The 22383-nt window shown below is 42.8% G+C and carries 18 protein-coding genes; all 18 read left to right on the top strand.

What is annotated here, in order from left to right; translation table 11 throughout:
* Positions 1-2 precede the first annotated feature (2 nt).
* The 18 genes from NQ488_00245 (at position 3) to NQ488_00330 (ending at position 22334) form a co-directional block, all read left to right on the top strand.
* A complete protein-coding gene (locus tag NQ488_00245; GenBank protein UWN95776.1) occupies positions 3-1217 on the top strand; it encodes a glycosyltransferase family 4 protein in 1215 nt (404 codons plus the stop codon).
* A gap of 3 nt (positions 1218-1220) precedes the next feature.
* Positions 1221-2618 (top strand): glycosyltransferase family 4 protein, encoded by a 1398-nt coding sequence (locus tag NQ488_00250; protein ID UWN95777.1) that lies wholly within the window; start codon positions 1221-1223, stop codon positions 2616-2618.
* A gap of 16 nt (positions 2619-2634) precedes the next feature.
* Positions 2635-3696 (top strand): glycosyltransferase family 4 protein, encoded by a 1062-nt coding sequence (locus tag NQ488_00255; GenBank protein UWN95778.1) that lies wholly within the window; start codon positions 2635-2637, stop codon positions 3694-3696.
* Positions 3697-3719: 23 nt separating this feature from the next.
* Entirely contained in the window at positions 3720-5300 is a 1581-nt protein-coding gene (locus NQ488_00260; protein ID UWN95779.1) for an MBOAT family protein, read from the top strand.
* Between the two features lie 108 nt (positions 5301-5408).
* Entirely contained in the window at positions 5409-6494 is a 1086-nt protein-coding gene (locus tag NQ488_00265) for a sugar phosphate nucleotidyltransferase (GenBank protein UWN95780.1), read from the top strand.
* Between the two features lie 22 nt (positions 6495-6516).
* Positions 6517-7548, top strand: coding sequence for a GDP-mannose 4,6-dehydratase (gene gmd / locus NQ488_00270; protein UWN95781.1), 1032 nt, complete (start codon positions 6517-6519; stop codon positions 7546-7548).
* Positions 7549-7573: 25 nt separating this feature from the next.
* Positions 7574-8518, top strand: coding sequence for a GDP-mannose 4,6-dehydratase (locus tag NQ488_00275; GenBank protein ID UWN95782.1), 945 nt, complete (start codon positions 7574-7576; stop codon positions 8516-8518).
* Complete coding sequence (locus tag NQ488_00280; GenBank protein UWN95783.1) at positions 8511-11171, top strand: hypothetical protein; 2661 nt, start codon at positions 8511-8513, stop codon at positions 11169-11171. Before NQ488_00275 ends, NQ488_00280 begins: the two co-directional genes overlap by 8 nt.
* Before the next feature lie 3 nt (positions 11172-11174).
* Entirely contained in the window at positions 11175-13241 is a 2067-nt protein-coding gene (locus NQ488_00285; GenBank protein UWN95784.1) for a hypothetical protein, read from the top strand.
* Positions 13242-13274: 33 nt separating this feature from the next.
* Complete coding sequence (locus NQ488_00290; GenBank protein ID UWN95785.1) at positions 13275-14027, top strand: glycosyltransferase family 2 protein; 753 nt, start codon at positions 13275-13277, stop codon at positions 14025-14027.
* A 193-nt stretch (positions 14028-14220) separates the two neighbouring features.
* Complete coding sequence (locus tag NQ488_00295; GenBank protein ID UWN95786.1) at positions 14221-14670, top strand: 8-oxo-dGTP diphosphatase; 450 nt, start codon at positions 14221-14223, stop codon at positions 14668-14670.
* A gap of 118 nt (positions 14671-14788) precedes the next feature.
* On the top strand, positions 14789-15832 hold the full coding sequence (locus NQ488_00300; protein ID UWN95787.1) for a glycosyltransferase family 2 protein: 1044 nt from the start codon (positions 14789-14791) through the stop codon (positions 15830-15832).
* Positions 15801-16772, top strand: coding sequence for a glycosyltransferase (locus tag NQ488_00305; GenBank protein ID UWN95788.1), 972 nt, complete (start codon positions 15801-15803; stop codon positions 16770-16772). The genes NQ488_00300 and NQ488_00305 overlap by 32 nt, the downstream gene beginning before the upstream one ends.
* A gap of 13 nt (positions 16773-16785) precedes the next feature.
* Positions 16786-17709 (top strand): glycosyltransferase family 2 protein, encoded by a 924-nt coding sequence (locus tag NQ488_00310; GenBank protein UWN95789.1) that lies wholly within the window; start codon positions 16786-16788, stop codon positions 17707-17709.
* Positions 17702-18490, top strand: coding sequence for a glycosyltransferase (locus NQ488_00315; protein ID UWN95790.1), 789 nt, complete (start codon positions 17702-17704; stop codon positions 18488-18490). The genes NQ488_00310 and NQ488_00315 overlap by 8 nt, the downstream gene beginning before the upstream one ends.
* Positions 18477-19265 (top strand): ABC transporter permease, encoded by a 789-nt coding sequence (locus NQ488_00320; protein UWN95791.1) that lies wholly within the window; start codon positions 18477-18479, stop codon positions 19263-19265. Before NQ488_00315 ends, NQ488_00320 begins: the two co-directional genes overlap by 14 nt.
* 53 nt (positions 19266-19318) lie before the next feature.
* The gene (locus tag NQ488_00325) at positions 19319-20617 is read left to right on the top strand and encodes an ABC transporter ATP-binding protein (GenBank protein ID UWN95792.1); all 1299 of its coding nucleotides are present in this window, start codon (positions 19319-19321) and stop codon (positions 20615-20617) included.
* Between the two features lie 52 nt (positions 20618-20669).
* Complete coding sequence (locus NQ488_00330) at positions 20670-22334, top strand: hypothetical protein (protein ID UWN95793.1); 1665 nt, start codon at positions 20670-20672, stop codon at positions 22332-22334.
* Positions 22335-22383: the final 49 nt, after the last annotated feature.

A 22383-nucleotide genomic window follows, 5' to 3' on the forward strand; every position in this document is an offset into this window, starting at 1 on the left:
CAATGGAGACAGTGTCACAAAAACGTAAAATTGCGCTTGTGGTGCAAAGATACGGGCTTGAAGTCAATGGTGGTGCAGAGATGCTTGCAAGAACTATGGCAGAGCATCTGAAAGACAGATATGATATCGAGGTCCTTACAAGTAAGGCTGTTGATTATGTAACGTGGAAAGATGAGTACACGGCAGATGAAGAAGTAATCAATGGAATAAAGGTTCGCAGATTTGGTGTAACTCAGCCGCGTAATCCTAAAAAGTTTGATGCATTTTCCGGTAAGGTAATCGGAAGACCGCATTCAATGGAGGATGAGGAGCAGTGGTTCGACCTGCAGGGACCGCTTGTTTCGGGACTGATAGATTATATAAGAGACCACGCAGATGACTATGATGCATTTGTGTTTATGACATATCTTTATTATACGACGGTTAAGGGACTTCCGCTTGTTAAGGATAAGGCGGTTCTTATATCGACAGCGCATGATGAGCCTCCTATATATCTTCAGACATTTGAAAAGCTGTTCCTTATGCCGAAGGGGATGTTCTATCTTACATTTGAAGAAAAAAAGTTTGTTGAAAGAAAGTTCGGCAACGGACATATAATTAATAATGACGGCTACGGCGGCTCAGGAGTCGAGATTCCGGGCGAGGTGGATAAGACAAGGCTTAAGAGGGAAAAAGGCGTTGAACACTATATGCTTTATGCCGGAAGAATAGATGAAGCCAAGGGATGTAAGGAGTTATTTGAATTCTTCAGAAGGTATAAGAAGAACAATCCGTCAGACCTTAAGCTTGTTATGATTGGTAAGCCGGCTATGCCTATTCCGAAAGATGATGACATAATGGCACTCGGATTTGTAAGCGAGCAGGAAAAGTATGATTACATGGCAGGAGCAGATTTCCTTATAATGTCGTCACCATTTGAGAGCCTTTCGATTGTTGTACTTGAGTCAATGACACTTAACAGACCGGTCCTCTGCAACGGAAGATGCGATGTCCTTAAGGGACATTGTGTTAGAAGCAATGGTGGTCTGTATTACAAGGATTATTATGAATTTGAAGGCTGTGTCAACTATCTTCTCAGTCATCCCGATATTGCAGATGGCATGGGACGTAACGGACATGAATATGTTGAGCAGAACTTCAGGTGGGATAAGATTTGTGACCGATTTGAGGATGTTGTTGAGCGCGTGTGCGCTTCCGGTTCAGGTGAACAGAGGTAGGATATGAAGACGATAGCATTTGTTTGCCCATGGTATGGGGATAATATTCCGGGTGGAGCTGAGGCTGCACTGAGAGGAATTACAAGCCATCTGCATGATGCGGGGCTTCCGGTTGAGATTCTTACAACGACAGTTGAGCAGTTTACGGCAGACTGGAACAAAGATTTTTATCCGGAGGGTGTTACGAAGAATGCTTTTGGCGTTGACGTAAGACGTTTTAAGATCCGTAAGCGTGACGTTAAGGCATTTGACTCAGTTAATTACAAGCTTATGAATGGCATACGCCTTACGGATAAGGATGAAGAAGTATTTAACCGTGAGATGATAAACAGCCCGGCTATGTATGATTATATCCGTGATAATAAGGATAACTACCAGTGCTTTGTATATATTCCGTATCTTTTCGGAACAACATATAACGGAGTTGCAGCATGTCCTGAGAAGTCGGTACTTATACCATGCTTCCATGATGAGGGGTATGCACATATGCACAGCTTTGCCAGGATGTATTCCAGGGCAGCCGGAATGCTGTTCAACGCACAGCCGGAGCTTATACTTACCAAGTCACTTATGGATCTCAGCAATGTGAGAACGGAAGTCATGGGACTTGGCGTGGACACTGCAATTAGGGGCAGTGCGGAAGATTTTCATAAGAAGTTTGGTATTAGTGAACCATTTATCCTGTATGCCGGACGCAAGGATGCAGGCAAGAATGTGGACACACTGCTTGATTATTTTGCAAGATATAAAGCTAACGCCAAAGAATATGTTAATGTGTATGGCGTGCATGTTGAGGATTACCTCAAAGAAAGACAGGAATCTGAACCGGAAGTACGTTACGTTGACGATGTTGATTACAAAGAACACAACAATGAAGGCGGACGCTATGATATCGACAATATACTGGGAATACCGGTAGAAACAGCAAAAGCGGATGCTAACTATTATGTATTCTTCCCTAAATATCGCAATGAAGATAATCTTAAGCTTGTGCTTATCGGTGGCGGCAGCATAGATATACCGGAATCGGTTAAGGACGATGTATATGACCTCGGATTTGTCGACATACAGGACAAGTACAATGCCTATGCGGCAGCACAGCTTCTGTGCCAGCCGTCGAAGAATGAGAGTTTTTCATTTGTTATTATGGAGAGCTGGCTCTGCCGCAGACCGGTGCTTGTGCATAACGGCTGCGAGGTAACCAGACACTTTGTACAGGAGTCCAATGGCGGTCTTTACTTTGATAATTATTATGAATTCCAGGAGACCATAAATTTCATACTCCATAATGAAGATGCAGCAGAAGCAATGGCTGAGAATGGCAACAGATATGTCATGGAGCATTTTGCCTGGGATGTTATTGTTAAGAAGTATACGGAATTTTTCAAAATGTTTGACTGATTATAAGGAGAAACAATTGAAGGGGAACAAAATATTTCTGATAGACGGACGGTTCCTTGAATCAATGGCAACCGGCGTTGACAGATATGCGTTTGAGACAATTAAAGAACTCGACAGGATATGTGGTGATGCCGGATTTGAGGTGCGGCTTCTTGTTCCGGATACGGTTAAGTCTGAACATGCCGATACGGCAGCAGTTGTTGATGCATTCAGCAATATCAGAGTGTACTACGTAAAGCGTGGCAGCAGATGGACGCAGGTTACATTTGCACTGCATGCATGGAAGATGGGAGCTGTTCCGGTTAATCTGTGCAATGAAGTATCAGTTATGGCACCAAAGGGAATTGTGTGCCTGCACGATACATGTTATGCTGATTGCCCTGAATTCTTCCCTGAAGACGAAGTTAAGTGGTTCCTTGGTATATACAGGAGAATTGCCAAAAAAGCGGCGGTTATTCTGACGGTATCTGAGTTCTCAAAAAAGAGAATAGAGGAGGTGCTTGGAGTATCCGCAGACCGTATTGTGGTAGCCGGTAACGGCTGGCAGCATTTTGAAAAGATTCAGCCTAATGAATATATATTTGACAGGTTAAAAGGTGTTGAGAAGGGGAATTATTATTTTACCCTGTCATCGGCCAATAAAAATAAAAATGCCGAATGGATTATATCGGCGTCACAGTGTAACCCGGATGCGGAGTTCGTTATGGCGGGCAGAAAGCTTGACCGGGTAATTGAGTTCAGCAAGTATCCGAACGTGCATTATGCGGGGGCGGTAACTGATGAGGAGGCCAAAGCACTGATGATGCATTGCAGGGCATTTGTATTTCCATCATGGTATGAGGGATTCGGAATACCACCTCTTGAGGCCATGAGTGCCGGAGCGAGAGTGATTGTGTCAGACAGGGCAAGTCTTCCGGAGGTGTTTGGCAGATCGGCACATTATATACAGCCGGATAATCCGGTGGTGCATTTTGAAAGTCTTCTCAATGAACCGGTACAGAGTTCAGATGAGATTTTGAAGAAATACAGCTGGGTCAGAACTGCGCAGACAGTTATGCAGACACTGGCGTCATTTTAAAAATATGTTGGAGGGTACCTGAAATGTCATTTATTAATCTGGAGTATTTCCTGTTTGTGGCTGTGGGACTTGTGGTGTATTACATAATGCCTAAGAAGATTCAGTGGGTTGTTCTTCTGCTTATGAGTTATGTATACTATCTGTCATTCAAGGTAGAGGCAGTTGTGTACATTATATTTACAACACTTGTTACATTTGCGGCAGGACTGCTTATCGAGAAGGCAGAGACAAAGGGCAAGGAATGGCTTGCGGCTAACAAGGAGACAATTGACCGCGACCAGAAGAAAGCTTTTAAGGCAAAGCTTAAGAAAAAGAAGAAGGCACTTATGCTTGCAGCAGTTGTTCTTGATTTTGGACTGCTTGCATTTGTAAAGTATACGAATTTCTTTATCGAGAATATCAATGGTATAATCGGTAACAGAATTAATGCAATTGACATACTTGTTCCGCTGGGAATATCATTCTACACATTCCAGTCAGTAAGCTATGTTATAGACGTGTACTGGGGCAAAGTAAAGGCTGAGCGCAATCCGTTTAAGTTTGCACTGTTTGTATCGTTCTTCCCACAGATAATGCAGGGACCTATCGGACGATTTGATAAGCTTGCACCACAGTTCTTTGCACCGCATAAGTTTGACCTTACAAGAATTGAGTACGGACTTCAGCGTATATTCTGGGGATTTTTCAAGAAGCTGATTCTTGCAGACAGGACAGCGGGATATGTTAATAATGTATTTGTTAATAACTACCAGGCATTCAACGGATTCTATGTAATAGTTGCAGTGCTTATGTATTGCGTTGAGCTTTATGCGGATTTCTCAGGTGGAATGGATATCGTAATCGGTACTGCTGAGATGTTCGGAATTACGATGGATGAGAACTTCAAACGTCCATTCTTCTCCAAGTCGATTGGTGAGTTCTGGCGCAGATGGCATGTTACGCTCGGAGAGTGGATGAAGGATTATATATTCTACCCATTCTCACTGTCCAAGGCATTCAATAAGATTGGCAAATTTACAAAAAAACACTTTAAGAATAAGCATGTTGCGCAGACAATACCTATATGTATATCAAACCTTCTGATATTCTTTATTGTTGGTGTATGGCATGGAGCTGCATGGAAATATATCATGTACGGTATGTATAATGGTGTTATCATTGCATTCAGTAATCTGTGCAAGCCGCTTTACAAGAAGGGACTGGAGAAATGCCATATCAATGCGGATGGCAGGGTTTGGACAGTTGTACAGATACTCAGGACATTTATACTTGTTAATATAGGCTGGTATTTTGATATGGCGCTTTCGTTCAGGGCGGCAATCGAGATGATGATTAATACTGTATATCAGATAAGTTTCAAACCATTTACGGACGGATCAATATTCACACTCGGAATGGCAAGGAGCGATTTCCTGATTGTTGCCATTGGCTGTGTTATATGGTTTGTTGTAAGCTATATGCAGGAGAAGGGCATCAGGATAAGGGATGCCGTATCAAAGCAGATACTTCCGGTAAGATGGGCACTGTATCTTGCACTCGTATTCTCAATAATAATATTCGGATACATAGGACAGACACAGGGATTTATCTATGCACAATTCTAGGATTGTGCTATGCGCAGGAGCTAAATTGCTGATTTGACATTATCAGATGTAGCTTGTATAATTCAATTTGTGCGAGCAGACGCACGAGAATAGAAATGAGGTAGAATAATGAAAAGAACAGCGCTTATCATGGCAGGTGGCAAAGGAGAGAGATTCTGGCCGAAGAGCAGAGTCACACTTCCAAAGCAGTTTTTATCATTTACAGATGACGGCAGAACAATGATTCAGCTTACGGTTGAGAGAATCAGCCCGCTTGTTGATATTAAGGACGTCTATATCGCAACTAACAGGAATTATAAGGAACTCGTTATGCAGCAGCTTCCGGGAATACCTGAGAAGAATATTCTGTGTGAGCCTGTAGGACGTAACACAGCTCCATGTATAGGACTTGGCGCCGTGCATGTCATGAAGCAGTGCGAAGCAGATGGAGAGCAGGATGCACTCATGATAGTACTCGCTTCAGATCATCTGATTAAGCATAATGACATTTTTATAGATACTCTGAAAGCAGGATGCGATGTTGCTGCCAAGCAGGAGAACCTTGTAACGATAGGTATAACACCTAATTATCCTGAGACAGGATATGGTTACATTAAGTATAACAGGGATGCAAAGAACGGTGAGAGTTATGCCGTAGACGCGTTCGTTGAGAAACCTGACCTTGATACAGCAAGGAAGTACCTTGCATCAGGCGATTATCTGTGGAATAGCGGCATGTTCATATGGAAGGTGTCAACAATTCTTGATAATTTTAAGAAGTTTATGCCATCAACATATGATGGTCTTATGAAGATTAAGGCATCAGTCGGAACGGCTGAAGAGGACAAGGTTCTTGCAGATGAATTTCCTAATCTTGAATCACAGTCAGTTGATTACGGAATTATGGAGAAAGCATCTGATATATATATACTTCCGGGCACATTCGGATGGGATGATGTAGGTTCATGGCTTGCAGTCGGAAGAATTAAGAAGAACGATGAGAACGGTAATGTTGTCAATGGCAATGTTGTGACAGTCAATACACAGAACTGTGTACTTGAAGGCCGTGACAAGCTTATTGCAACAGTTGGCTTAAGAGATATGGTTGTAGTTGATACAGAGGATGCCATACTTATAAGCACCAAGGAGAATGCCGGCGAGATTAAGCAGGTACTTGCGAAGCTGCGTGAGCAGAATAAGAATGAATATTTATAAAGATTTATAAAGGAGAATAACTATGAAGAACGCGTTAATTACAGGTATTACAGGACAGGATGGATCATACCTTGCAGAGCTTCTGCTTGAGAAGGGATATAATGTATACGGAATTATGAGAAGAAAGAGCGTTGTAGATTACGGCAACGTGGATCATATTAAGGATAAGATTAACTTTATCTACGCAGATATGACAGACGTAGTATCACTTATCCAGGCTATGAAGATATCACAGGCTGATGAAGTTTACAACCTTGCAGCGCAGTCATTTGTTGCTACTTCATGGGATACACCGCTCGGAACAGCAGATATCGATGCCCTTGGTGTTACTAACATGCTTGAAGCAATCCGCACAGTTAAGCCTGAGGCACATTTCTATCAGGCATCAACATCAGAGATGTTCGGTAAGGTTCAGGCAATTCCACAGGATGAGACAACTCCATTCTACCCAAGAAGCCCATATGGTGTTGCAAAGCTCTACGGACACTGGATTACAAAGAACTATCGTGAGAGCTACAATATGTTTGCCTGCAGCGGTATCCTTTTCAATCATGAGAGTGAGAGACGTGGTAAGGAGTTCGTTACACGTAAGATTACAGATGCAGTAGCAAGAATCAAGCTTGGCGTTCAGGATCATGTTGAACTTGGCAACATGGATGCAAAGCGTGACTGGGGTCACTCAAAGGATTATGTTAAGGCTATGTGGCTTATGCTTCAGCAGGATGCTCCTGATGATTATGTAATTGCTACTAATGAGACAAGAACAGTAAGAGAGTTCGTTGAGACTGCTTTCAGGGTAGCGGGAATTGATGTTGTATGGGAAGGCACAGGAGTTGACGAAGTAGGTAAGGATAAGGCTACAGGTAAGGTTATCGTTAAGGTTAATCCTAAGTTCTTCCGTCCTGCAGAGGTTGAGCTTCTTATCGGTAATCCTGCAAAGGCTGATTCAAAGCTTGGATGGGAGAGACAGATTAAGTTCCCGGAACTCGTAGAGAGAATGGTTAAGAATGACCTTGCTCTTGTAGAAAAAGAGATTAAGGCGGCTAATATCTAATAGTGATTGTGAAACGGGGATTGACATGAAGGCACTTGTAATAGGTGGAGGCGGCTTCGTAGGCACATATCTTGTTAATCATCTCCATGATGATCTGGGATATGAGGTTGCAGTAACTAAGACGTCCAAAGAAAATCTTAAAATGGCTGATGCGCAGACATATAATCTCGATGTCCTTAATAAGGATCAGATAAGAGAAGTTCTCACTGAGGTGCATCCTGATTATATAATTCATCTTGCTGCACAAAGTTCTGTTGCATTTGCGTGGAAGAATCCTACGCTGACAATTGATGTTAACATTAAGGGAAGTGTAAATGTACTTGATGTGGTAAGAGAGCTTGACTATAAGCCGAGAGTCCTTCTTATAGGGTCCGGAGAAGAGTACGGACATATAAGAGAAGGTGAGACACCTATTGTAGAGGATAATAATACAAGACCCGGCAATATATATGCGGCGACAAAAGCATGTCAGAATATGATAGGTAAGATATATGCTGATGCTTATGAGATGGATGTAATGATGGTAAGGGCATTCAATCACATCGGACCTAATCAGGCACCTATGTTTGTCGTTGCGGATTTTTGCAGACAGGTTGCACAGATAGAAGCCGGACTCCAAAAACCGGTCATATATGTTGGTAACTTAAGCGCACGCCGTGATTTCACGGATGTAAGAGATGTTGTAAAGGCATATGCGCTCCTTGTCAGACTTGGCAAGAGAGGCGAGACATATAATGTCGGCAGCGGCAGGGCAGTATCGATTCAGGAGATTCTTGAAGAGATACTCGAACTGTCGGATGTTGATATAGAGGTAGCTATTGACCAGGATAAGATTCGTCCTGTTGATGTCCCGATAATTGAAGCAGATATACAGAAGATATATAACTGTACCGGTTGGGAGCCTCAGATAAGTCTTAAACAGACTTTAAAAGAAACACTTGATTATTGGAGATGTAACAGCAATGCTTGAGTCAGTGTTATTCCTTAGCACCGGAATAGTATTTATAATGATTGCAGTGGCCTTTATGGGTAAAAAGGTAGATGCCGTACGCTGTTTTGCAATAGCGGCATCTGTCTTTTTAGTCATGTATACTATTGTGGCATCAGGGCTTATAATGCTGAATATGTTCTCGGTAAACCGCAGCCTTATGCTGATAGTGGGAATTACAGCTATAGGTGCGGCAGTAATCGTATTTAAAAACAGAAAATCAAAGCCGTCATGGATATTCCGTCTTAAGAGGCATATGATACCGTTTATTATTTGTGCGGTATTTGCCGTAGCAGGGGCAGGAGTGACCAATGATGGCTTTTTTGGCATGGATACAACAATAGGCGTCAGCCAGGCAAAGGCAATGAACCTTGCTTCAAAGAATGAGACAAGTCCGTTTGAAGCGGATTATCTTGCGCAGGTGGAAGATGGAAGCGACAGGATAGCGGCTGTCAATACGCCTCTTCAGGAAAAGTATGAGCATTACAATGTACCGCTTACGGCGCTTCTGGCGCTGGGGGTATATTTCCTTGGATATAGCAATATGTCATTTATATTTATAGTAATCGGAATGATTATTCTGTATGTATTCTGGGCGTTTCTTGGCAATGTTCCATTCTCTACGGTAAGGCGCAGACGTATAATTAAGCTGGGGGCTGAATCCGCTGCCGCGCTTGTGATGATATTCATATCAATGGCAATGTTTGGACGTGGAAATGACAGGGTAAAGCTTGAATGGAATGAACTTAAGGAAATCAGCAATATTGTGTCAGATTATGACATAGTTGTACTTGATGAAGACATTATGGATAAGTACTATGTTCCGGTTGCAAGTGTTACCGGTGCAAAGGTATATCCGGAATATGCCCAGATTGATGAGGTAATACCCGCCGTGTCTGATAAGGGCGAGAGACTTTACTATATGAGCAGCGGTGTGATGTCATCGGATAAGATAGATTCCATGGGGCTGTATCTTAAGAATGTACATCGTAACGGCAATGATGTGCTTTACCGCAATCTTAACTTTTATAAGACACACAGCAGTGTTGATTATAACGTGATAAAGTCCCGCATTATGACAGGTGCAATGGCTGCAATGGCAATATTTGCACTTATGATGTTCTTTGCGGGCGTGTTCAGAAAGTTTGATGCAGGGCTTAATCTGCTGTTTTCAACGTCAGTGTTCCTTGGCATGTATTCGGTTGTATCATGGATTATGATTGCATGTGGAATATATACGATAGAATATGCAGTTGCGGTGACGATGGCGTTTGCGTTTATTGCGTGGGCTGTCATGATATATACGGGAGCGCGAATGGAATTTACATTTACCGCACGTAAGAATATAGTGCTGATTGTTCTTTGTGTGGCAGTTATAATGATTGCAGGAAGCAGGATAGACTGCAATCTTTATGCTCTTTACAGGACGCTTGGAAGAAGCCAGACATGGGCGCTTAAATATATATATGGGAGTGATATTGCACTTGTGGCTGTTAAACAGCTTCCGTGGCTGACTGCGCTTATGGCGCTGTTCGGCAGGCTGTTCGGCGTGCAAAGTATGATGCTGGTGCTTCCGGCTGGAATTGCAGGGGCGGCATCGGTTATATTCGTACTTGCGGAAAGAATTGCAATCGCATTTGGCGTGAGTGAGACTCCCGGACGCAGGAATGTTCTGACATATGCCGTAATTAATCTGACAGTGGCAGTTGTTACTTTGGTATCAACGGCAGCCATTGTTAAAAATATGGACTCCAAAGAATGTGTCGCACAATGGAAGAATATAAGCAGCTATGCAGAGCAGATAGAGCCGGATGATTCAATAGCAATCCAACGCTCAATGTATGAAAAATACAGATATCCGCTTCAGATAATGACCGGTGTAAGCACATGCCTAAGCGGTCTTGAATATGAGGATTCAATGACTAAGCTTGGCAATACGGGCAAGAATACATACTATCTGACAACAGAGGTTAAAGATCCTTCATTTGAGAGAGTGAGAATAGTGGCACACAAAGATTCGGCGTTTCTTTATGAGACGTTTGAATATCTTACGGACAGAGGGATATACAGTGTTGCAGACAGCGTTACACAGGGCTTTTATGATACGGATCTTTCTGGAATGGCATGGACAAAGGATCAGAATGCATTTATCCAGTGCGACATACCATATCAGAAATATGATACTGTAAGACTGTATCTTGGCAGTAAGATTAAGCTGGATGAAATCAACCTTGAATATATCGACCTTGAGTTCAGAGAGAACTGGTATTATGTAGGCAAAGCGAAGATTAATGCTGATAATAACGGTGCGTATATTGATTTCAGGCTTAACTGGTCATATATGATAGACGGATATAATGTAATATATTTTCATAGCGGTGCCATGTGGAGTCCGCTTATATACGGGGATAAGGATACACGTACGATGGGATTCCCGTTCCATTATATACAGTTTTTGACACTTGGCGATGATGCACCGCCGCTTGTTAACGAAGATGATACACTGGAAAGTCCTGAAGATGAGGCGGCAGTGGATGATTCAGATGAGACAGATGAAGGTGTGGATTACACTGATGACACAGATGGTTCGGAATCAGGACAATCAGAAAATACTCAGAATGGAGCAGATTATTAGATTATGACAGCAGTACTTGTAATTGCGGGAATAGCCGTAATGATGGCAGCCTTCTCAATTGCATATTATAAGCGTGACATTGTTGAGCTTTTTGTTATGGGGCTTACGGGATTTTTCTGCGCATATGTTCTCGCTTCAGGAATATTATTCTGGATGGATAAGTTTGGGATACATGCGGCTCTTAAGATAACGCTTGTTGCGGGAATAGTATTCATGGCACTTGTGACTGCGGTGATAAAGAGACGGCCGACAGCAGTATTTCACTATAAAGAGAGTATGATACCGCTGGCAGTATTTGTACTTATGCTGATAGTAATGCACTCGAAGTTCGGATATTTCGGAATGGGGCAGGATCAGGGCGTGTATCAGGTAAAAGCACTTGCCCTGATATATGATGAAAACAGCAATATATATTCATTTGATGAGTATGGCAGGCTGGAAGAAAAGACCGATATAGAATCATATGAGTATGAAGCAGTTCACTCTCTTGTAGGCTTCTACGGATATGACTCCAAAGTGCCTGTGCTTGACAAGGCTGATTTTCCTGATAAGCTGACGGGAGTGCTGCATGGCATACCTACATACTCTGCGATGCTTGCGCTTTACGGAAGCCTGTTTGGGTATGCCAATATGGCGGATCTTCAGACGGTTCTTATGTTCATGGGGCTGTTTCTTATGTATTATGTGATGCGTAATCTGAGGGTTAATAAAAAGCTGAGGCTTGCCGGACTTCTTATATTCGGATGTTCACCGATTGTCCTGTGGACAGCCAAGGCAACACTTACAGAGATATTTATATTTGTGCTTATAATGCTGTATCTGTATCTTATGGCAGACAGGAAATATCCCCAGTATGCATGTATGTCATTTGTTCCGATTGTTGTATTTGCATTTTTCCATGCCACGATATATACGATTATGCCCATGATAGTAATTGCGTATTTTATACTTTACTATATGACAAGGGACAAGCAGTATATGTGGGCTGATGTGGGCGCACTTGCCGGATATCTTGCAGGGTTTTATATGATGCGGGCATGTGCATCGGTATACACATATGGCAACTATAAGAAAATATTTATTCTCGGAATAAATGCAGATAATCTTGCAGCAGTTGTAACGGCTGTAGTAGTTGTATGTATGGCGCTTGCTTTTGCACTTTTATATGTGCCTATGGAAAAGCAGGAGAAGTTCAGGGAATTCTTCACGCGCGGTATAAGAAAGCATATGAGACTTGTGGTTAGGATACTGCTTGTGGCATCAATTGCGGTTCTTATTCTTACCTTTATGCATACAAAAATGAGATTCAGTTATTCGACATTCTATGCATATGTGATAAGCTCGGGAATTGTGCCGGTGATATTTCTGTTTGCGGCATTTATATACAGACCACAGTTCATTACGGCACATAAAGATCATCTGCTGCTTACTATAATGTTTGTGTATATGGTAATTATGTATTCATGCGTATTTAAACCGAGCATTGCATATTATTACTATTACGCACGGTATATAGTTCCATATCTGCCTGTTATAATAATTCTTACGATGTTAAGGATAAGCAGGATAGATGCAAAAGCCGGTGCAAAAAAATTCGTGATAACTCTGGCTGTTGCCGGGATATATGCAGTGCTTATGCTGCCTAATAATATAGCGCTTGCAACACAGAAGGACATAACCAATATGAGCTGGGATATAGTTGAGGATCTTTCAGCTAAGTTCTCTGAGGGGGATGCGGTGATTATAGACTCAGCACTTGCATCAACGCTCAAATTTCCGGTCAAAATAATGACACATGCGGATGTGTACCCGGTTACAGACAACTTAAAAGAGCAGATAGGAAGACTTGAGCAGGACCATAACAGGGTATACTACATAACAACAACTGACTGGTTCTTATTCAAAGATTACGGTATAGATAATATTTATTCCAATGTAAATGATATATGTTATGATGAGTCTGAGACTCAGAGTTCAGTTAAAAAGTCAGGAATTAATCCGTTTCCGACTAAGTTCAGCGTGCAAAAGCAGCTTGTTAATGTATATCGCTGCAGTTATACGCTGGAATAGCGTGATGCAGGAAATACTCGTTTGGAGGGTGCAATGAAGTTTGATGGAAAATTGTCCGTGGTTATGCCGGCTTACAATGAAGGCGAACGGATATATAACAATATATTGGCGACAGAAAAGATTATTGCCCCATTTGCGCCTGATTATGAGATAGTTGTGGTTAATGACGGGAGCCGTGACAACACCCGTCAGGAGATAGAACGTGCAAAGGCACATGATGACAGGATTGTTATGGTATCCTCTGAGACAAATCATGGTAAGGGGAGTGCCATACTCGCAGGTATAGCAGAGTCAGCCGGAGAGTATATAGCTTTTCTTGATGCAGATCTTGAACTCAATCCGTCGCAGCTTGAGGGGTATTATGATAAAATGACAGAGACAGGCTGCGACGCAGTCATAGGCTGCAAACTCCATAAAGATTCGCAGCTTGTATATCCGCTCAGGAGAAAGATAATGAGTGTTGGATATTATATGATGCTGAGGCTTTTGTTTCATCTGAAGATAAGAGACACGCAGACAGGACTCAAGCTTTTTCGTGCGAAGGCTGTAAAACCGGTGGCACATCTTGTCAGGACATCGGGCTTTGCATATGATATAGAGCTTCTCGTTGCCGTAAGCAGACGGGGAGGAAGAATAGAAGAAATGCCGGTTAAGGTCGTGTATGTGCGCGAACGTAACTGCAGAAGAATAAAATTTGATGACGTGTGGAAAGCATTCAGGGATACTCTTGCAATATGGAAAAGAGCGAATGTGCTTCACTATTATGATGATGGGGAAAAGGTATAATTTATGTACACGCTTGCGCTCGGATAAAAGCGCAGCGGTACTAAATTCGCACGCCCGGCATGTGCCTGCACATGCCGGGCGTACTCATTAAGTGCCGGCGCTTTTATACGGTACAAAAATTATACCTTCCCCCACTGTAGGGACGGCACGGCTTCTTTGAAGCGTGCCGGGGAAGTGGAAAAAGGAGTAAAAAATGAAACGTGAATTTACGACACTGTGTTATCTGCAAAAAGATGGCAAATGGCTTATGTTATACAGAAATAAGAAAAAGAATGACATTAATGCCGGCAAGTACATTGGGGTTGGCGGGCATGTTGAGGATGGCGAGTCACCGGATGAATGTATTGTAAGAGAGGTTTTTGAGGAGACCGGGTACAGGCTTACGGACTACAGGGCACGTGGGCTGATTACATTTGTTATGAATGACGTTGTTGAATATACGGTGCTGTATACAGCTGATGACTTTGAGGGTGAGGAGAAGATATGTGATGAAGGAGACCTGGTGTGGGTAGAGGCTGACCGTGTGTTGGAGCTCCCTTTGTGGGAAGGGGACAGAGCGTTCCTTTGCAGGCTGCGCAATGCAACGGATTTTTTTACTTTAAAGCTTATATACAAAAATGATAAATTGATAGAAATTGTGTAAACGAAGATTGTGTAAACAGAGATTGACTTGCGCCACTTGTATAATCCGGCATGGAATGCTATAATCTACTTACATATGCATACATGTAACGCATGCAGACAAGGGGATACAGGTCATAATGAAACTTATTATACAGATACCATGTTACAACGAGGCTGAGACACTTGAGGTAACACTTAATGATTTGCCAAAACACATTGATGGCATAGACGAGATAGAATATCTCATAATTGATGATGGAAGTACGGATAATACAGCTGAAGTAGCTAAGAAGTGGGGCGTGCATTATGTCGTAAGATTCCGCCGCAACAAGGGACTTGCCAAGGGCTTTATGGCAGGACTTGATGCATGTCTTCGTAATGGTGCAGACATTATTGTTAACACTGATGCGGACAACCAGTATTGCGGAGCGGATATCGAGCGTCTTGTGCGCCCTATTTTGGATGGAGAAGCACATGTGGTCATCGGTGAGCGTCCTATTGATGAGACAGAGCATTTTTCGCCGCTTAAGAAGAAGCTGCAGCATCTTGGAAGCTGGGTCGTAAGAGTTGCGTCTAAGACGGATATACCTGACGCTCCCAGTGGATTCAGGGCATACAGCCGTGATGCGGCATTGAGAATTAATGTTATCAATGATTACACATATACTCTTGAGACTATCGTTCAGGCAGGACGTGACAAGATGGCTATTAAGTCGGTTCCTATAAGAACCAATCCTGAACTTCGTAAATCAAGGCTTTTCCACAGCATGTGGGGATACGTTAAGAAGTCCGTGCTTACAATAATGAGAGCATATCTTATGTACAGACCGTTGTATTTCTTTATGCTGCTTGGGGGAATTATATCAGCGGTCGGAGCTGCATTTTTTATAAGATTCTTTGTATTCGTGCTGATGGGTGACAGCAGCGGACATGTGCAGTCACTTATCTTTGCAAGTATGATGATGATTATAGGTTTCCAGACAATAGTTGTAGGTCTGCTGGGAGACATTATCTCAGCTAACCGTAAGATACTTCAGGATGTGCAGTATCATCTGCGCAAGATGGATTATGACCATGACAGCAACAAGGAGCCTGTGTACGAGACATCAGATCTGATGGCTGTTACAGAGGAAGATGAGAAGGCAGATTATGAAATTATTCATAACAACAAAAAATCTTGACTATATCCGTAACACTCAGGAGATAGAACTTCTTACAAAAGAATGCGGCGGGTGCAGGCCTGATATTATCGCAAGCAGCGCCGGGAAGTATCCTGCAAGAATGGCACATGTCATAAGGAAGCTTATAACATGCAGGTTCAGTGATTATGATGAGATATTTGTAGGATTTGCGCCACAGCTTATAATCCCGTTTTTTGAAGGAAAGTTCAGACGATACCGCAATGACGGCGGCAAGGTAACGATTGATTTCTTTATATCGGTATATGACACTCTTGTTAATGACCGTAAGAAGATAAAAAAAGGTTCCGTTCCGGCATCAGTGGCTGCGTGGCTTGATAAAAGGACCATCAGCCTGGCAGATAATGTTGTAGTTGATACAAAGGCACATGGGGAATATTTTACAGAGAACTTCGGACTTAGCAGGGATAAGATGCAGGTATTGTATCTTGAAGCGGACAAGTCCGTATATTATCCTCACACTGTTAAGCGCGCAGAGGAAGATGCAGATAAGAGAATAATCCTTTATTTTGCATCAATGCTTCCGCTGCAGGGAGTTGAGACTGTGCTTGAAGCTGCTAAGCTTATGAAAGACGATAAGAATATAATTTTTAAGATAATCGGACCGGTTAAGAACAAAGTTATACAGGATAATATCAGATATATTGACTGGCTGCCGCAGGACAGGCTTTCAGATGCAATAGCAGATGCCAATCTGTGCCTTGCAGGGCATTTTAACGGGGAGATAGGCAAGGCCTGCAGGACAATTCCCGGCAAGGCATATATATACCGTGCCATGCATAAGCCTGTGATACTGGGTGATAATCCGGCTAACAGAGAACTTTTCGATGAATCAATGGATGGCATAGGCTTCTGCAGGATGTCTGATGCAAAGAGCCTTAAGGCTGCCATAGAAGATATGCTTGCAAAACAGGCTGTATGAGAAGGCAGACATAATGATAAGACAGTGGCCTGAAGAATCAGGTCAGCATCTTAGTGAATTGAGGATTGGAGCAGATATGAACAGTGATACCATCGGAGCAGGGATTGTTACTTTTAACCCTGATATTGGGAGGCTGAAAGAGAATATAGACGCGATTCTTCCACAGGTTTCGGAGCTTGTTATTGTTGATAACGGCTCGGCCAATGTTGATGAAGTGTGTGATATGATAGAGAGCTACGGCAGCATCTATATGGTCTGGAATGAGGAGAATCAGGGGATTGCAAAGGCGCTCAACCAGATAGTTGAGTTCGCTGACAGCCATAAGTGGCAGTGGGTTCTCACGCTTGACCAGGATTCGGTTGTCATGGCGGGGCTTATTGATAATTACAGAAAATACATGGACTTCGACAAAACAGCAATGATAACGTGCCTGTTTCTTGACCGTAATTACGGAATACAGCAGGAATACGAGTTTTCGGAAGAATACAGATATGCGGAGCGCTGCATAACGTCGGGATGCCTTACCAAGGTTGCTGCATGCCTTGAGACGGGCGGTTTTGATGAAAACATGTTTATCGATTATGTTGATTTTGACATGTGCTACATGCTTAAGGAGAGAGGCTATAAGATACTGCAGAGCAGTTTCCGCGGAGTACTGCATGAGCTGGGCAATTCAGAGCGTAAGGTATTCTTAGGAAGAGAAGTTATAGTTACCAATCATTCGCCGGCGAGAAGGTATTATTATTCACGCAATCTCGTGTATTTTATCAGAAAGCACAGAGGGCATGTGAATGCACTAAGGTATTACATAAAGCTTTACGGAAGGCTTGGAGTTGTGCTTCTGTATGAGAAGAACAAATGGCAGAAGTTAAAATACGGTTTTAAGGGAATAGCGGACGGATATAAGATGCCGCTTCCAAAGGAGAGTAATGAGTAACCACACCTTTGTTGTATGTGCATACAAGGAAAGTGAATATCTTAAGGAATGCATAGAATCACTGCTTGCGCAGACAGTAAAGAGCAGGATAGTAATTGCAACATCGACGCCTAATGAGCATATCCGCAGTATTGCCGGCAGATACGGACTTGATGTCTGTGTTAATTACGGAGAGACCGGAATTGCAGGGGACTGGAACTTTGCACTGAGCTGTGCGGATACAAAGTATGTGACAATTGCGCATCAGGATGACATATATCTTAAGGATTATACAAAGACAGTCGTACATGCAATGGAATCACAGAAGAAGCCTGTTATTGCATTTACGGATTACTGCGAGATACGTGGCGCTAATAAGGTTACGGACACGAAGCTTCTCAGGATAAAGAGGATAATGCTGTTTCCGCTCAGAAGCAGGCTGCTGCAGAGGTCGATATGGGTAAGACGCAGAAGTCTGTCACTTGGAAGTGCAATATGCTGTCCCTCGGTGTGCTACTGTATGCCTGCCATGCCATCACCTGTGTTTTATAAGCATTTCAGGGCGTCGATAGACTGGGAGACATGGGAAAGGCTGTCACGTATCAGAGGCAGCTTCGTATATTGTCCGCGCGTACTTATGGGGCACAGGATTCATGAAGGATCTGAGACAAGTGCCGCAATACATGACCATGTAAGGACAAAGGAAGATTATGAGATGTTCTGCAAATTCTGGCCGGTGCCGATAGCACGTCTGATAGCCGGACAATATGCAAAAAGTGAGGATTCTAATGAAACTGATTAAAAATCTGTTATCGAGCAGAAAGTTAATATGGAGCCTGTCAAAGAACGATTTTAAGACAAAGTATGCGGGCTCGTATCTTGGAATTATATGGGCGTTTGTACAGCCGGTAATTACAATACTTGTATACTGGTTTGTATTCCAGGTGGGCTTCCGTTCGTCACAGCCTGCACAGTATCCGTATGTGCTTGTGCTTGTCTGCGGAATCATACCATGGTTTTTCTTCGCAGATGCCCTTAACGGGGGAAGCAATGCACTGCTTGAGTACAACTATCTTGTTAAGAAAATCGTATTTAACATAGACATACTTCCGGTTATCAAAGTATTGTCAGCTATGTTTGTGCATGTGTTCTTCGTTGTATTTACGCTTATACTGGCGGCATGCTACGGATATTATCCGACTATCTATACGCTGCAGATAATTTATTATTCATTCTGCACATTTGCATTTGTGCTGGGGCTTGTATATCTTACAAGTGCGGTTACGGTATTCTTCAGGGATATAACGCAGATAATAAGCATAATACTTCAGGTCGGTATCTGGATGACGCCTATCATGTGGGATATAGCGATTATACCGGCAAGGCTTCAGTGGATATTCAGGATTAATCCGATATATTACATTGTCAACGGCTACAGGGAAGCTATTCTTGTCGGAAGAGGCTTCTGGCATAACGGGCTGTGGACGCTGTATTTCTGGGCTGTTACAATTATCATGTTTGCACTCGGAAGCGGAGTGTTCAGACGCCTGAAGATACATTTTGCAGACGTTTTATAATGATTCTGTGAGGCAGAGCCGGACCGCAAAAGCATTGGGAGAATGGAGATTCTATGTCAGATATAGCAATTAATGTAGAAAATGTTACCAAGATTTATAAAATATATGACAATAAGACGGACCGCATGAAGGATGCGCTCGGAATGTCACGTGGGAAGAAGCTTTACAAGGAGCATTATGCGCTGCGGGATGTGTCGATGCAGATTAAGAAAGGCGAGACGCTCGGCATCATAGGAACCAACGGCTCGGGAAAGTCTACAATTCTTAAGATAATTACAGGGCTTCTTAATCCAACGTCAGGAAGTGTGGCAATTGACGGAAGAATCTCAGCCCTGCTTGAACTGGGTGCGGGATTCAATATGGAATATACGGGAATTGAGAATGTATACCTTAACGGAACAATGATGGGTTTCACTAAGGAAGAGGTTGATGAGAGACTCCGGAATATTCTTGATTTTGCAGATATCGGCGACTTTGTTAATCAGCCGGTTAAGACATATTCAAGCGGTATGTTTGTAAGACTTGCATTTGCGGTTGCAATAAATATTGACCCTGAGATACTTATTGTTGATGAAGCACTTTCCGTAGGCGACGTATTTTTCCAGGCCAAGTGTTATCACAAGTTTGAGGAGTTCAAGAAGCTCGGTAAGACAATTCTGTTTGTAAGCCATGACCTGAGCAGCATAGCACAGTACTGCGATAAGGTAGTGCTTCTTAACAGAGGTGTCAAGGTTGACGAGGGTACACCAAGGGATATGATTAATCTCTATAAGAAGATTCTTGTCGGACAGACACCGGCACTTCCGTCAGAGCTTAAGGACGGCGGCAGTGATGCCGCTACAGCCCCGGAGCAGGTGCAGACGGAAGCTGGTGACAATGCATCATGGAGTTCACATTTTGAACTTAACCCTGATGTCAATGAATATGGCAATAAGAAGGCAGAGATAGTTGATTTTGGCATACTTGATGAGAATGGAATGTGGTCAGGCAACATAGAGAAGGGAACGAACTTTACAATTAAGTACAAAGTACATTTCAATGAAAATGTTTCCGATCCGATACTTACATATACGATTAAGGATCTCAAGGGTAATTCCATAACAGGAAGCAACACCATGTACGAGAAGGTCAATTTTGGAAATGTTATGGCGGGAGAAGAGCGCACTGTTGCATTTACACAGCTCATGAATCTGCAGGGTGGGGAATATCTGCTGTCGATAAGCTGCACGGGCTACAGCGGCGGAGATTTTGTTGTTTATCACAGGTTATATGATGTGCTTAATTTTACTGTTGTTTCAGATAAGAATACAGTCGGATATTACGATATGTTTTCAAAGGTGACTGTAAGCTAGGATAATATGGTGTTATCTGTGGTAACGTATAAATTGTTTGAATTCAGAGGAAATGGCAGGTAGCGGTATGTCTGTTGAGGATTATAGGGACAATTTCAGATATATGCATGGTAATCTTACGGAATGGCTTCCTGACGGCTGCAGAGCTGTTGCGGCTGATAACAGATATTCTCTTGCAAGATGGGCAGGAGCATATTGGAAGGTGTCTGCCGGGATGCTGCTGAGAGCATATGCGGAAGAATATGCAGCACCGGGAGAAGAGGATGGTGAGGTATCACGAATCCACATATCTTATGAGGAACCATGCACAAAAAGGCAGCTTATTGAAAAAGCAGCACGCGGTGCAGACGAATCAGGTCTTAATCCTGAAGACGGTGATATACATATGTATTATCCGTATCCTGATATGCACCTGCCACTTGCAATATATTCAGATAAGTGGCTTCCCCGCAGAGGTGAGCTTACCAATAACTACCGGAATTTTGCCACAGACAGGCTTGAGATGTTTGATGAAGCACAGACATGGGATGAATTAATTGCAGACGGAATGTTTGCGGAATATTCCAATTCGTATCTTGCGGTAATGTCACCCGGAACATCCGATAAGCTTCCGGTATTCATAAAATACTCTAATGACAGGGCACCTCAGTACAGAATATGTACAGAGATATATGATGATGCAGACGGCAGAAGGATTGTAAAGCGTCCGATGACTGATGCGGCCGCAGAGCATATAGCAGCACTTGCCGGAAACGGCAGTAAGCTGGATGAAAGATATAAAAATTATTTTGCTGAAAAAGGTGTAAAGGTCAGTGCCAATTCATGCCATATGGAAGGCAGCAATGCAGTGATTGAATTCCTTGAATATGGCACGCTTGAATCAAAACTTGCTGATTTCCTGGCAAAAGGTAATATTCAGGCGGCAATGGATACTGTCAGGACATTTGCAGATATAGTAAGATATAATTCATCATACAATGTATGGGATATCGACATGATATTCAAGAATATATTTGTAAATGATAATCTTGACGAGTGGATAATCACTGACTATGAATGGACATGGCAGATTGACAATGCCGATGTACGGGATATAGCTGATTATATTATACAGCGCGCAGTGTATTATTTTATTGCGGATAATCAGGGAATACAAGACGGCACAGATGAACTGTATGAGGCGGCAGGAGTAACAAAGCCTCAGCTTGCGTCGCACTGCTATGAAAGAGATAATGAATTTGAGAGAAAGTTCCAGGAGCATGTTAAGAGCGGTCATATCGGACTTAATGATATATATTCAAGAGAACACGGAATAGTGTTCAATGCGGGAGGTCTTGCCGAAGAGAAGATTCACAGGATTAAGCAGGACAGTATTGATGCGGGAGCAGACCCGTGTGATATCAGAATTACCGGCGAGCTTAAGGAACTTAATATAAAGACAGAAGGCAGAAAGGCTGTCACGGTACACCCGGCGCATTGCTGCTGCTTTGTATATATAAAGGGTACATCGGTACCATGCAGGATAAGTACAAACGGAATGAAGATAAACAACCGTCTGTATGCTTTTACAGGAACACAGCCTGAGATTACATTTACAATGAAAGACAGGACGGATGAGCTTGACATACAGATGTATGTAAGCAATCAGGGAAGCGGTGACAGTCCGGCGTTTGTGGCGGCAGTCAGGGCATATACCTGGAAGAGATTATTTGTATAAATGCATTATGCAGGACTATGTGTCATATTCCTGCTTCTGCGGAATGGAG

Origin of the sequence: [Bacteroides] pectinophilus (genome assembly GCA_025146925.1) — a bacterium.
Lineage (GTDB): Bacteria > Bacillota > Clostridia > Lachnospirales > Lachnospiraceae > Bacteroides_F > Bacteroides_F pectinophilus.